This is a genomic window from Chitinophaga lutea (assembly GCF_003813775.1).
GTDB classification, from domain to species: domain Bacteria; phylum Bacteroidota; class Bacteroidia; order Chitinophagales; family Chitinophagaceae; genus Chitinophaga; species Chitinophaga lutea.
This window is the reverse complement of record NZ_RPDH01000001.1, coordinates 516,496-530,429: the sequence shown is the minus strand read 5'-3', so window position 1 is coordinate 530,429 and position 13,934 is coordinate 516,496. Positions and strand designations below refer to the sequence as shown.

7 protein-coding genes are annotated in these 13,934 nt (G+C 55.7%); 3 read left to right on the top strand and 4 right to left on the bottom strand.

The genetic code is table 11. From position 1 onward, the window contains the following. Nucleotides 1–19: 19 nt before the first annotated feature. Nucleotides 20–1,945 carry a glucosamine-6-phosphate deaminase gene (nagB, locus tag EGT74_RS02040; RefSeq protein WP_123844871.1) on the bottom strand — a complete coding sequence of 642 codons (1,926 nt, stop codon included), beginning with the start codon at nucleotides 1,943–1,945 and terminating at the stop codon, nucleotides 20–22. 254 nt (nucleotides 1,946–2,199) lie between these two features. On the opposite strand from nagB, the gene EGT74_RS02035 reads away from it, so the two are divergent. After that, nucleotides 2,200–2,604, top strand: a complete 405-nt coding sequence (locus EGT74_RS02035; RefSeq protein WP_123844870.1) for a hypothetical protein — start codon at nucleotides 2,200–2,202, stop codon at nucleotides 2,602–2,604. A 129-nt stretch (nucleotides 2,605–2,733) separates the two neighbouring features. On the opposite strand, the gene EGT74_RS02030 is transcribed toward EGT74_RS02035, so the two are convergent. From EGT74_RS02030 to EGT74_RS02020, 3 genes are all read right to left on the bottom strand, one after another. After that, on the bottom strand, nucleotides 2,734–5,049 hold the full coding sequence (locus EGT74_RS02030; RefSeq protein WP_123844869.1) for a glycoside hydrolase family 20 protein: 2,316 nt from the start codon (nucleotides 5,047–5,049) through the stop codon (nucleotides 2,734–2,736). A gap of 27 nt (nucleotides 5,050–5,076) precedes the next feature. Then, nucleotides 5,077–7,992 (bottom strand): GH92 family glycosyl hydrolase, encoded by a 2,916-nt coding sequence (locus EGT74_RS02025; protein ID WP_123844868.1) that lies wholly within the window; start codon nucleotides 7,990–7,992, stop codon nucleotides 5,077–5,079. Nucleotides 7,993–8,275: 283 nt separating this feature from the next. Further along, nucleotides 8,276–8,578 carry a hypothetical protein gene (locus EGT74_RS02020; RefSeq protein ID WP_123844867.1) on the bottom strand — a complete coding sequence of 101 codons (303 nt, stop codon included), beginning with the start codon at nucleotides 8,576–8,578 and terminating at the stop codon, nucleotides 8,276–8,278. 915 nt (nucleotides 8,579–9,493) lie between these two features. On the opposite strand from EGT74_RS02020, the gene EGT74_RS02015 reads away from it, so the two are divergent. Both EGT74_RS02015 and EGT74_RS02010 read left to right on the top strand, forming a co-directional pair. Next, nucleotides 9,494–12,265 (top strand): SusC/RagA family TonB-linked outer membrane protein, encoded by a 2,772-nt coding sequence (locus EGT74_RS02015; protein ID WP_123844866.1) that lies wholly within the window; start codon nucleotides 9,494–9,496, stop codon nucleotides 12,263–12,265. 17 nt (nucleotides 12,266–12,282) lie between these two features. Next, nucleotides 12,283–13,932, top strand: coding sequence for a RagB/SusD family nutrient uptake outer membrane protein (locus EGT74_RS02010; protein WP_158617963.1), 1,650 nt, complete (start codon nucleotides 12,283–12,285; stop codon nucleotides 13,930–13,932). The last annotated feature ends 2 nt before the right edge of the window (nucleotides 13,933–13,934 follow it).

The window sequence follows — 13,934 nt, the reverse complement described above, 5'->3', positions numbered from 1 at the left end:
ATTTATCCTTAAAACTGGATTACATGAAGTGGTAGCGTACGAATGCCTCCATGGCGGCGTACTTCTGCAGACCGAGGCGGTCGTAGAGGTCGGCGGTGTTGGCGTTCCTTTCTTCGGCGCGCTGCCAGAACTCGCGGGCGTCGGTACCCTGGAAAGGCACTACGTCTTTCTGGCTCTGGTGGATGAAGATGCCGAGGCGTTTCTGCATGATCTGGTCGGGGCTCATCGGCACGGCCATTTCGATCTCGTGGATGTCCCATTCCTGCCATGCGCCCTTGTAGAGCCAAACCCAGCAATCTTTCGCCCAGTCGTCGTTTTTCACTATTTCGAGCGCGGCGAAGATGATATCGAGACACACCTTGTGGGTGCCATGCGGGTCTGCGAGGTCGCCCGCGCAGAAGATCTGCTGGGGCTTCAGCTGGCGGAGCAGGTCTACGGTCAGCTGCACGTCTTCGGGGCCCATGGGCTTTTTCTCTACCAGGCCGGTTTCATAGAACGGCAGGTTCTGGAAGTGTGCATGATCGTCGCCCACGCCAACGTAGCGGCAGGTGGCTTTTGCTTCGCAACGGCGGATGAGGCCTTTGATGGCGCGGATTTCCGGTGTGTCTTTCTGGCTCGGCTTTTTGATCTGGATGAATGCTTTCGCATCTTCGAGGATCTGGGAGCTTTTGCTGCGGTCGATGTCGAACATTCCTTCGAAACCTACGGCGAAGTCGATGAAACGCAGCAGGAACTCGTCGGTCACGGCGATGTTGCCGGAAGTCTGGTACGCTACGTGCACATCGTGGCCCTGCTCGTGCAGGCGGATGAAGGTGCCGCCCATGGAGATGATATCATCGTCCGGGTGGGGGGAGAAGATCAGCGCGCGTTTGCGGGCCGGTGTGGAACGCTCCGGATGGTTGGGGAGGTCCGCACCGGGTTTACCGCCGGGCCAGCCGGTGATGGTATCGCGGATGCCGTTGAATTCCTTGATGTTGAGCTCGTATGCGGAGCCGTATTGAACGATCAGGTCGTTGAGACCGTTGTTGTTGTAGTCTTTATCCGTCAGCATCAGGATGGGCTTGTTCAGCTTCAGTGCCAGGCCGGTAACGGCTTTACGGATGAGTTTGGGCGTCCATTCGCAGTCGCCGGTGAGCCAGGGCTCTTTATAGCGGGTGAGCTCCAGGGCGGCCTGTTCGTCTACCACGAACTTGCAGTTACGGTGCTGTTGCAGCAGGGAAGCGGGTACCTGATCGGTGCTGTTGCCTTCCACGGAACGGCACACGATTTTGGCTTTGTGCTGGCCCCAGGCGAGCAATACCACCTTTTTGGCTTTCATGATGGTGTTGATGCCCATAGTCACTGCCAGGCGGGGCACCGCACTCATGTTGGAAAATTCGTATGCGTTGGCGAGGCGGGTGGAATTGTCCAGCGTCACCAGGCGGGTATGTGAGTTCACGTTGGCGCCCGGCTCGTTGAAGCCGATGTGGCCGTTGTTGCCGATGCCCAGTATCTGGATGTCGATACCGCCCGCTTCGTCGATCTTGCGCTCGTACGCTTCGGCGTAGGCTTTGATCTGCTCTTTCGGCACCGTTCCGTCGGGAATATGGTAATTGCCTTCTGGGATGTCGATATGATTGAATAAATGTTCTTTCATGAAGCGGTTGTAGCTCTGTAAAGCATCCGGTTCAATGGGGTAATACTCGTCCAGGTTAAAAGTAACCACGTTTTTGAAGCTCAGCCCTTCTTCCTTGTGCAGGCGCACCAGTTCGGCGTAGAGGTATTTGGGAGTGGAACCTGTGGCCAGGCCCAGCACGGCCGGTTCTTTGGCGGCCTGTTTTTCGCGAATAAGTGCGGCTATCTCCTGCGCAACTGCCTTTGAGCCATCCTTGGCTGTAGGGTGGATTTCCACGGAAATCTGCTCGAAACTGTCTATCAGTTCAATTTCCTGGTGATTGATGGTCATTGTTCAAGTTTTTTAATGCGTTTTTAAAAACGAGCCCGAAAATTAAATAAAATACAGGGATTGTTCTGAAAAATTTATCATTTACTATCGGGAACGCGCTATAGTAAAGGAAATATAATATTCTCGAGCCGCCAAAATCCAAAAGTATGGAGCCAACGTAACTATATTCTGCAAGCCTGCAGGCGGTAACACATTCAGACAGACCCTGATGTGTTTGTGCGTAACCATATATTCCAGACCTTAAAAATTGCACGATGAAAAAATTGTTAATGCTGGCCGCCGTGATCATCTTAACGGTCCCGGCTGGTGTAGCGGCAAACTCCGGAAAAACTGCAGGTGGGTACACAAATATTGACCAGGACTGGGAAAAATCCAAAACAGGCACCTGGTCCGGCAAAAAAGACGGCAAAACTTACTGGTACAAACTCGACAAAAACGCCCAGCTATGGTGGAGCACCGACGGGCAGCAATGGGCCGTTGTGGACGGCGGTATGTGGGCGGACAAAGACGGGCGCTGGCTGAAGATCGGGGACGGAAAGCTGTGGTGGACGGCAGACGGCGGCAAGAACTTCGCGGAAGTGCCCGAATGGAAATGGGAGGCGCCCGACGGTAAGTGGTACAAGTTTGATGCAAAGTGGACTTTGTGGGTTAATAAATAAACACGCACAGTGTAGGACTGAGTCACGAATAGTATACAGAAGGACGGGCCGGTGCTTAGCGCACCGGTCAAACTGCGAAAAAGGCCGCCCCGGTGAACGGAGCGGCCTTTTTTATGATGACAAACGTTATTACTTCACATAGATCTCATCCACGAACAGCCAGGCCGGGTTGCCTTCTCCCGCGGCCCCTTTGGGGATCGTACCGGCATTTCTCGCGATGATTTTCACATACCGCGCTTTTGCTTTCTCCGGGCGAACCGAGAGTTTCCGGATGCCTTTCTGTTTCACGTCTATTTCTTTCAGCTTGTCGGCGCTTTTGAAGTTTTTCCCGTCAGCCGACAATAAAAAGTCCACTTCTTTCGGCAGGTAAATCCACTGGTCGGGGTTGCCGAGCGTGCCGATGGCAATTTCCGTGATCTCCACGGAATCGATGCCCAGGTCTACCACCGCTTCGAAATTGCTGCCGTTGAAACCGGACCATTGGTTGTCGTTGAATTCCTTCACACCGGCAATGCCGTTCACGAGGGCAAACGCGCTGCCGGGATTGTAGCTCTGGTGCGGTGGTTTGGCCAGGGTCACGTTTTTGCCCACTGCTTTGTGCAGCGTAAATGCCTGCTGGAATTCGTTGCCGTACTGTTTGTCGCCCTGGAACACCGCCGCGCGGATGGCGCCGGTTTGCTGTACCGCCACCGGCCCGGAGTAGCGGGTGGATTGTGCGGTGGGCGCCGTACTGTCGGTGGTGTAAGTGATCACGCCGCCGTCGAGCTTGCTGTCGAGTTTCACCTGCACGCCGCCTTTCTGATCGCTTTCCACCTGCCCTCGCACTTCAAACACATGTTTGGCGTAATTCACGCCTTTCATTTCAAGGCGGGGAAGATGGGTTTTCAGGCGGTCGAGGAAGTTGTCGTAATTTTTCTTTTCCGCGGGCGACCACAGCACTTCCGCCAGCGCAATGGCGCGGGGATAGACCATGTATTCCACGTGCTCGGAGTTTTTGATGTACTCCGTCCATACGTTGGCCTGCGCGCCTTTGATGTACTGGCTTTCTTCCTTGCTCAGTTCCTGCGGCACGGGTTCGTAGGCATACACCTCGCTCACCGGCGTAAAGCCGCCGATGGCCACCGGCTCGTTTTTGCCCTGCGACTGGTAGTGATCGAAATACACGTAGTTGCCGGGCGTCATGATCACGTCGTGATGTTGTTTGGCCGCCGCAATACCGCCTTCGGTGCCGCGCCAGCTCATCACGGTGGCGTTCGGCGCCAGGCCGCCTTCCAGTATCTCGTCCCAGCCGATGATCTGGCGGCCTTTGCTGTTCAGGTATTTTTCCATGCGCTGGATAAAATAACTCTGCAGCGCATGTTCGTCTTTCAGTCCGAGTTCCTTGATGCGTTGCTGGCATTTGGGGCATTTCTCCCAGCGCACTTTCGGGCTTTCGTCGCCGCCGATGTGGATGTATTTGCCGGGGAAGAGCATCATCACTTCGTCGAGCACATCCTGCAGGAACATATACACACTGTCGTTGCCGGCGCAATACACGTCGTCCAGCACGCCCCATTTGGTGCCTACTTCATACGGCCCGCCGGTGCAGCCCAGTTCGGGATATGCAGCGAGCGCAGCCAAAGAGTGGCCGGGCATCTCGATTTCCGGCAGCACGGTCACATGGCGGCTTTCGGCGTATTTCACCACTTCCCTGATCTGTTCCTGCGTATAAAAACCACCGTAGGGTTTGCCGTCGAATTGCTGATCGTTGTAATGGCCCACCATGCTTTCTTTACGGCGCGAGGCCACTTCCTGCAGCTTCGGGTATTTTTTGATCTCGATGCGCCAGCCCTGGTCTTCCGTGAGGTGCCAGTGGAAAGTATTGAGCTTGTGCATGGCCATCAGGTCGATGTATTTTTTGATGAACTCCACCGGGAACATGTGGCGGCCCACATCCAGGTGCAGCCCGCGGTAGGCGAAGCGGGGCTGATCGAAAATGTCGACGCCGGGGAGCCAGAACGCCTGGGCCTTCTGTACGGGCAACAGCTGGATCAGTGTTTGCATGCCGTAGAAAGTGCCGGCGGCATCGTCGCCGCTCACGGTCACCTGGTCTGCGCTCACTTTCAGGTGGTACGTTTCCGGCAGCCCTTTTTCGCTGGCCGGCATGCTTTTGAAGATGATGGCGTTGCGGGCGCCGCTGTCCTGCATCTTCAGTTCGTAGCCGCTGAGGCTTTTGAAGTATTCGTTGAACAGGGCGGCGGCCTGTTTGTCGGCCTCCGCCACGGCTACCAGCACGGTCTGTTTGTCGAGCCGGAATGAATCCGCCTGTTCGGTGAGCCGCGCGGGCATGGGAATGATATTCACGGGCGCTTTGGGCGCGGTTTCGGCCGGCCCGGCGTCTCCGCAGGCGGCGAGGCCCGTTGCGCCGGCCAGGATGGCCAGGTGGAATAGGTTTTTTATCGTCATGTTCAGGTCGTTAGCTTCCGGAAAATACTACTCAATAATGATTTCATCGGCAAAAATATGACAGGGCTCGCCTTTGCCGGGGTGCCAGTCGGGGATGATGCCATGGGTAGTAGCCACCACTTTTACGTAGCGGGTTCTGATGTTTACCGGCAGGCTCAGCACCTGGGTGAAGCTGCCGTATTCCCGGTCGGAGAACGTGTTTTTCACCACGCCGGCGCTGCTGAAGTCTTTCCCGTTATCGGACACGAAGAATTCCACCTGTGTGGGATACCAGATCCACACGCCGAGGTCCTGCAGCACGCTCAGGCCGAGCTTTTTCAGCTGGCGCGGCGCTTTCAGGTCCACGATCGCTTCGAGGTTACCGGGATAGTGGCTCTGCCAGGCGCCGAGCCTGAAATCGTCCTGCCCGCGGATGCCGTCGATCAGGCCGTCCGGTCCGCCCGCTTCGAACTGCGGATGGATTTTGGATAATACCTGGATGGTTTTATCGGTGGGGATGAGGTAGAAAGGCGTCTGCATCACCTGGCTGTACTGGCCGTTGCGGAAAGCCACCGCTTTGAGCGTGGTGGTTTTGTTCAGGGTGACGGGCTGCGTGTATTTCGTGGAGCGGCTGGTAGGGGTGGAGCCATCCAGCGTATAATAAATAACGGTGTTGGGCTCCACTTCTTTCAGCGATACCTTCATGGTGGCGGTAAACCGGTCGGAAGCCGCTTCCGCGTACGGCACGGCTACGATCTGGTTGCTGGCGATGCTGCTGTGTGGCACGTTCGCGTCGGTTGCGGCCCATGTTTTATTGGGTGTTGCGCCCATGGTGAATTCCATGCTGCCGCCCTGCATCATGGTGCTGTGCGCGATCCACGAATTGGGGAGCGCTTTGCCGTTCACTTTGACGCCCTGTACATAAAAATTTTTGTCAGAGAGTTGGCTGGCTTTGATGGTGAACGATTTGCCGTTCTCGAAATGCAGCTTCACCTCGTCGAAGGTGGGCGTGCCGAGGGCATAAGTGCCCGCGCCGGGCGTTACCGGGTAGATGCCCATGGCGCTCATCACGTACCATGCGCTCATCTGGCCGCAGTCTTCGTTGCCGCTCAGCCCGTCGGGCGCATTGTGGTACAGCGTGGTCATCACCTGGTGCACCAGTTCCTGCGTGCGCCAGGGCTGGCCGAGGTAGTTGAAAAGGTAAGCGATATGATGGCTCGGCTCGTTCCCGTGGGCATACTGGCCGATGAGGCCGGTAATGTCCGACTGGTGGCGGCCGGAGAGTTTATCTTCGGTGGTGAATAGCAGGTTCAGTTTTTTGGTGAATTTTTCCTTGCCGCCATAAAGCCTGATCATCCCGCTCACATCCTGCGGAACGGCGAAGCTGTACTGCCAGGAATTGGCTTCGGTGAAGAAGTTGTTCACCTCGGTAGGGTCGAAGGGGCTCATCCAGCGGCCGCCGATTTTGCCGCGCATAAAGCCGGTAGAGGCGTCGTAGAGGTTTTTGTACGACTGGGCGCGTTTCATATAACGGTTAAACACTTCGGTGTTGCCGAGCATTTTTCCCATCTGTGCGATGCACCAGTCGTCGTACGAATACTCCAGCGTGCGCGATACCGATTCCGGCTGCGTGTCCATGCTCAGGTAACCCTGGCGGATGTAGTGCTGCATGCCGAAACGTTCCCCTTCCGCGTAGCTGCGCATGGCTTCGAGGGCGTATCTGGCGTCGTAGCCGCGGATGCCTTTCTGGTAGGCGTCTACGATCACGGGCACGGAATGGTAACCGATCATGCAGAAGGTTTCGTTGCCGCTCAGTTCCCATACCGGCAGCATGCCGCCGTATTTATATTGCGCCAGGAAGGTATTGATCCAGTCGTTGGTTTTCTGCTGGTTGATGAGCGTCATGAGCGGGTGGAGGGCCCTGTGGGTATCCCAGAGGGAGAACACGCTGTAGTTGTCGAAACCTTCGGCTTTGTGGATTTTCAGGTCAGTGCCGCGGTACTGGCCGTCCACATCCATATAAAGATTCGGATTGAGGCAGGCGTGGTAGAGCGCGCTGTAAAAAATCGCCTGCTGGTCGGCCGTGCCGCCTTTCACTTCGATTTTGCCCAGTTCTTTATTCCAGGCTGCTTTGGCGTCGGCGAGGGTTTTATCGAAGTCGAAGCCCGGCATTTCCGCGTCGAGGTTTTTGAGCGCGCCTGCTTCACTGACGCCGGAGATGGCCACTTTTACATAGAGCGGCTGGGCGGTGTTGAAAGTGAAATAGGCTTTGATATTGCGGCCTTCGGCCTGGGGGAGCGCGCCTTTGGTGCTGTCAGACAGGGCCACTGTGTGCGACCGGAAGGGCCGGGAAAACTTCATGGCGAAGAACAGGATCTGGTCTTTGGCCCAGGAGGTGGAGCGGCGCATCCCGATCACGGTACTGTCGTTCACCACTTTCAGGCTGGAATTGATGACGATGTCGCGGTGATAGAGGTCGAGCAGCACATGCCCTTCCTGTGCCGAGGCGGGGAATTCGTATTTATGCAGGCCTACCCGTTTGGTGGCGGTGAGGGATGCCTTGACGTTATATTTGTCGAGCAGCACGCTGTAAAAGCCGGCGTACGCTTTTTCGTTGCGGTGGGAGAAAGGGGAGGCGTATTCTTCGTTATTCCAGGAAGGTTTGCCGGTAACGGGCATGAGCAGCACGTCACAATAATCTTCGATGCCAGTGCCGCTGAGGTGGGTATGAGAAAACCCGTACATCACGGAGTCGGTGTAGTGATACCCGGAGCATCCGTCCCAGCCTTTGAGGCGGGTATCAGGGCTCAGCTGCACCATACCGAAGGGCATGCTGGGGCCGGGATAGGTGTGGCCGTGGCCACCGGTACCGATGAATGGATTTACTTTTTCTGCGTAATCTTTCTGCTGAGCTTGTGCAGCACACGCCACCCCCAGGGCTAGCGCAACCAACCAATTTTTCATTCACTGTTTTTTTAGTTCTCAAACCCGGCATGGGCGCCGGAAAGGGCTAAAATAAGAAAAGATTCGCTAAAACGTTTTAGTAATTTGATGACCGGATGGGGAGGGGGAATGGGGGTGGGAATGTAGCGTGTTATGGGGATAGGAGGCTGTTGAATAGGGGACATGAGGGGCTGTTCGTACCGTTTGAATCAATTCTATTAAGCCCGAGGCAGGACCCGGTAATCCCGGGGCTCATATTCTTTCCTTCATTTTCCCTCAGTTTGCAACCGGCACCTTTCATTTTTCAATCTGACAATTTTCCGGCTGCCACTTTCGAGCTGGAACCGTTTCGTTTTCCACCCATCAATTCCCAGTCGCCCATTTTCAAACCCGGACCTTTTTCCGTTTCCCTGCTGCCAACCCTCCCGTCCGGATCTTTTTCTCTTCTCCAATCTGCCAATCCCTCAAACGCGCCTTTTCCGGCCGCAACCTTTTTCCGTTTCCCTGCTGCCGACCCTCCCGTCCGGATCTTTTTCTCTTCTCCAATCTGCCAATCCCTCAAACGCGCCTTTTCCGGCCAGAACCATTTTCGCTGCTCGGCTGCCAATCCTTAACATTTCATTTTCCACCTGAGCCTTTATCGCACCTCCATTCGCCAATCCCCAACACGCCATTTTCCACCCTGCACCATTTTCTTTTTCCATCCATCACCCATTACACTCTTCGTTTCCCCACCGCCCAATCCAAGATGGAACTCTTATCCACCCATCCCTACACACCACTTTCCAACCAGTACCTTTATGTACCCCGCCTTTTTGCTGAATCATTCCCGCCGCACCCGCCTTTCTATTCCACCTCCGAACCGGAATACGCACAGAGAACCCGGACCTCTATATTGAATAAAAGGACTGGCCGTCTTGCCCTGACACTCAGAATATCTTAATAATATGAATTGCCCGTGAAGTTGTCCCAACCCGAATAAAAGACGTCTTCAACAAAGTCGCCATATCCATAATCCGGCTTCCAACCCCACCTCACCGCCCGCTTTTTTAAAGCAATCCACGATCCACTACAACGGTGTAGCAAAAAATGCCCTGTCCGGAGATTGTAAAAACGTCTTGTTTTATGCTTTGTATTTAATTGAAAAACAATGATTTAAGGGGCATTTATAAAAACAGCCCTTTTTTTAACGATTACAGCCCTCCTTTTTGACAGCAGTCCGCATTTTTGTTTTCAATGAACTAAATCGCTTTTACCTAAACTTATTGAATCGCATTAATTGAGACTGAATCTTGAATCGCATTAACTGAATCGCCAAGCATTAACACGTTATTTATTTCTTCACCTTCGTCAACCAAATTTACAATGTCAACATTCCTTCTATTTACCACAGGTAATCATTAAATCCGCTTTTACAATAAAGCTGCTACTCTTTATTGCCTTGTCGAACCCAGGGACCGCCGCCGTTTGATGAGACCGGCCGTGCCATGGGCATTATTACTCACTGTATCTCCTAACGTTTATGAAAATGTTTGTACTAAGATCAATCTTTACAGCATTCGGCGCTGTGACCTTCGCGCTCGTGCAGGCACAAAGCACAGGCGCCGCACAGGCTGAGACGGCTGTAGACACACTGCGGCCCGACAGTACGCCCCGGCTGCATGTGCTGTACCAGCGCCAGGCCAGGTCGCGGCTGGTGCAGTCCGCCGCTTCCATCGGCAACGAAGAGCTGCTGAAAAGTCCTACCTCGAGCTTCCGGAACGCATTGTCCGGCCGCCTGGCAGGACTGTACACGCTCCAGACGAGCGGTGAGCCTAACAGCGACCTTCCCTCCACCTCCCTGCGCGGCATGGACCCGCTCATCCTGATCGACGGCATCCCGAGAGGCATTACCTCCATCGACCCGGAAGAGATCGAATCCATCACCGTGCTGAAAGACGCGCTGGCCACCGCCATGCTGGGCATGCGCGGCTCCAACGGCGCCCTGCTGGTGACCACCAAAAAAGGGATACCGGGGCGCCGCCGCATCTCCTTCACCGCACAAACCGGCGTGCAGCAAACGGGCAAAATGCGGCAGCCGCTGAATGCCTACGATTACGCACGCCTTTATAATGAAGCGCTGGAAAACGACGGCAAAGCACCCGTTTACACCCAGGCCGACCTCGACGCCTATAAAAACGGCTCCGACCCGGTAGCGCATCCGGACGTGAACTGGATGGACCAGGCCATTAAAGACCAGTCGCAGTTCAGCCGGTTCAACCTGAACGTAGACGGCGGCAATAACATCGCCCGTTATTTTGTATCGCTCGACTATATGAACCAGGACGGTTTCCTGAAAACCACCGGGGAAAATTCCTACAACACCGGTTCCAACCTCAAACGGTACATCTTCCGTTCTAACGTGGAGGTGAACCTCAATAAATACCTGACCACTTCGCTGAACCTGTTCGGCCGCATCATCCAGGAAAACCAGCCCGGCGCTACTACCGCCAATGTGCTGACGGCCCTGGGCAATACGCCTTCCAATGCGTACGCCATGCTGAACCCGAATGGATCGCTGGGCGGCAACCAGGTGTACCAGAACAATATCTTCGGCCAGCTTAACCGCTCCGGCTACCGCCAGGGTTACTCCCGCCAGGCGTTTGCCGACTTTGCGATCAAACGCCGGCTCGACGATGTGGTGCCCGGCCTGTGGGCGAAAGCGCTCATTTCATTCAGTTCCGTTTTCGATCAGGACATTAACCGCAGCAAAACCTTCAAGGTGTACAACTGGCAGGGCGGCACCAACTACCAGGAATTCGGCACCTCGGCCGACCAGGTGAACTCCACCAGCATTGCCAGCCAGAGCCGCCAGTTCTATACGGAAGGAACGATCGGTTACGAAAAACAGCTCGGCGCCCATCACCTCGATGTGCTGCTGCTCGGCAGTAAAGACAACGTGATGAACAGCAACGACCTTCCCCGCAATTCATACCAGTTCACCAGCCGCATCGCTTACAATTACGACGGCCGCTACCTGCTTGAATTGTCCGGCGGTTATTCCGGTTCCGAGATCTATGCGCCGGGCAGCCGTTTCGGCTTTTTCCCGGCGGCGGGCATCGGCTGGAACATTGCCCGGGAGCCGTTCATGGCCGGCCTTGCCTGGCTGGGCGAACTGAAACTGAGAACATCCTACGGCCGCACCGGCAATGCCAATGGCGGTTACTTCGCTTATAAACAATATTACGCCAACGGGCTCGCCGGTTACACGTTCGGCACATCGCCTTCCTCCACGGCGGACGGCGTGGCGCAGACCGTGATGGCCAATCCCGGCATCACCTGGGAAAAGGCGGACAAGTTCAACGCCGCCATCGACATCGCACTGTTTAACGACCGCCTCACTTTCACGGCGGAATATTACAATAACCGTTATTTCGACCTGCTGCAGCAGCGCGGCCGCAACTCCGCCATCATGGGCGAAAGTTTCCCGAACGAAAATATCGGCATCCGCCGCTACAAAGGCGTGGAGCTGACCGCTACGTACAACGGGCAGGCGGGCGCGGTGCACTTTTATGCTTCGGGCAACCTCACCGTACAGCAGTCGCGCATCCTGTACCAGGATGAAGTAGTGCGCCCCTACGAATGGATGAAACGCACGGGCCTGCCGGTTGGGCAGTCGTTCGGCTACATCGCCAACGGCCTCTTCCAGACCCAGGCCGAGCTGAACGGCGCGGCCACCGTTCCCGGCTACACCCCGCGCCTCGGCGATATCCGGTACCTGGATCTGAATGGCGACGGTGTGCTCAACCAGTACGACGAAGCGCCCATCGGTACACAGAAACCCCTCGTGTTCGGCGGCCTCACAGCCGGCGCGCAATTCAAAGGGTTCGATGTGAGCATCCTGCTGCAGGGCACCAAACACCGCAACCTGCTGATCACCGGCGATGCCGAATGGGAATTCAGGAACGATGGGACCGGCAATGCATACCAGCATCACCTCAACCGCTGGAGCGCCACCGGTAAAACGGCCGATGCAGCCTATCCCCGTCTCACCGTGGGCAATAACATCAACAATCACGTGACTTCTTCTTACTGGATGCACTCGGGCGATTACCTGCGGATCAAAAACCTCGAAGTGGGTTACTCGCTGCCGGAAAAATGGCTGAAACGGATCCACCTCGCCAGCGTGAGATGTTATGTGAACGCCATCAATCTCGCCACCTGGGCTTCCTTCGACCGCTACGACCCCGAGTCCGGCGCCGGTTTATATCCTGTGCAGAAAATGATGAGCGCAGGCATCAACATCAAACTGTAAACAACAAGCAGAAGGTTATGAAAAAAATACTACAAATAGGCCTCGGTGCTGCCATGCTGTTTGCGGTGGCCTCATGCCGGAAGACGTATGAAGATGAGCCGCTGGACAGGCTGACGGATGATTATATATACGATGAAATGGACAAGAACGCCACCTATGCGAAACTGGCGCTCGACAACATATATTCTTTCCTGCCCAACGGCTTCAACCGCATCAGCGGCGCCGTGCTGGAAGCGGGGAGCGACGATGCCATGTCGTCCACACCGGGGCATGCCACCGAAACCTTTACCAACGGCCGCCTCAGCCCGACCAATAATCCGGACAACAACTGGGCGCGCAGCTACCAGTGCATCCGCCGTGCGAATGTTTTCCTGTCGAAGATCGATGTGGTGCCGACGGACGAACAGCAGAAAATCTACTGGAAAGCGGAAGCCCGCTTCATCCGCGCCATCAGTTATTTCGAACTGATGAAACGCTTCGGCGGCGTGCCGCTGCTGGGCGACAGGGTGCTCACCATCAACGACGACCTGCGCATCCCGCGCAACTCATTCGATCAGTGTATGGCGTATGTGATCGGCGAGTGCGATGCCATCCTGCCGCTGCTCCGTACAGACATTGCGACGGGAGGCGACTGGGGCCGCATCACCAAAGGCGCCGCCATGGCCCTCAAATCGCGCATGCTGCTGTATGCCGCCAGCCCGTGGCAGAACCCGTCCAATAACCCGGAAAAATGGGTGGCAGCCAGGGCGGCCGCGGACTCCGTGATCAAATACGGCAAGTTCAGCCTCAACAGCAACTACGCCAACGTGTTCACCACCCGCAGCCTGCCGGAGATCATCCTCGCATTCCAGCGCGGTGTGACCAACGATGTGGAATTGAACAACGGCCCGGTGGGCTATACCGGCTCGTTGCTTGGTAAGGGCGCCACCAGCCCCACGCAGGAACTGGCGGATGCCTTCCCCATGATCAACGGGCAGCCTATCACCAGCGCTACGTCTACTTACAATCCCGCCGATCCGTACAAGAACCGCGACCCGCGTTTTTACGCCACCCTGTTTCACAACGGCATGCGCTGGCTGAAACGGAACGTGGAAACCTTTGAGGGCGGCCTCGACAAACCGGGCGGCACCATCCCGCAAACGCAAACGGGGTATTACATGCGCAAGTTCATGGCCAACCATACCGAAGGCACCGCGTACTCCACGCAAACGCACAACTTCATCATTTTCCGGTATGCCGAAATACTGCTCAATTACGCCGAAGCCAGCAACGAACTGGGGGATGTAACGAATGCCCACAAACAGCTGGTGGCCTTGCGCAAGCGCGCCGGCATCACGGCAGGCGCCGACGGGAACTATGGTTTGAAAGCGCCCGCATTGTATTCCGTTACCGAAATGCGCGACGCCATCCGGCTGGAACGCAGGATAGAAATGGCGTTCGAAGAGCAGCGTTTCTGGGACATCAGGCGGTGGAAAACTGCGGAGCAGGTGCTGAACGGGCAGCTGAACGGCATGAAGATCACCAGGAACGCCACTACCGGCGTATTTACCTATACAAAAGTGCCTGTTAAAACGGTATCGTTCAACGCATCCCGCATGTACCTGTACCCCATCCCTTACGATGAGGTGATCAAGAACGATGCCCTCACCCAGAACCCGAACTGGTAACA

Excerpts from the sequence above, each read along its gene's own strand:
- EGT74_RS02010 (WP_158617963.1), top strand. The coding sequence starts at position 12,283 with ATGAAAAAAATACTACAAATAGGCCTCGGTGCTGCCATGCTGTTTGCG.
- EGT74_RS02015 (WP_123844866.1), top strand. The coding sequence starts at position 9,494 with ATGAAAATGTTTGTACTAAGATCAATCTTTACAGCATTCGGCGCTGTG.
- nagB (WP_123844871.1), bottom strand. The coding sequence starts at position 1,945 with ATGACCATCAATCACCAGGAAATTGAACTGATAGACAGTTTCGAGCAG.
- EGT74_RS02035 (WP_123844870.1), top strand. The coding sequence starts at position 2,200 with ATGAAAAAATTGTTAATGCTGGCCGCCGTGATCATCTTAACGGTCCCG.
- EGT74_RS02025 (WP_123844868.1), bottom strand. The coding sequence starts at position 7,992 with ATGAAAAATTGGTTGGTTGCGCTAGCCCTGGGGGTGGCGTGTGCTGCA.
- EGT74_RS02030 (WP_123844869.1), bottom strand. The coding sequence starts at position 5,049 with ATGACGATAAAAAACCTATTCCACCTGGCCATCCTGGCCGGCGCAACG.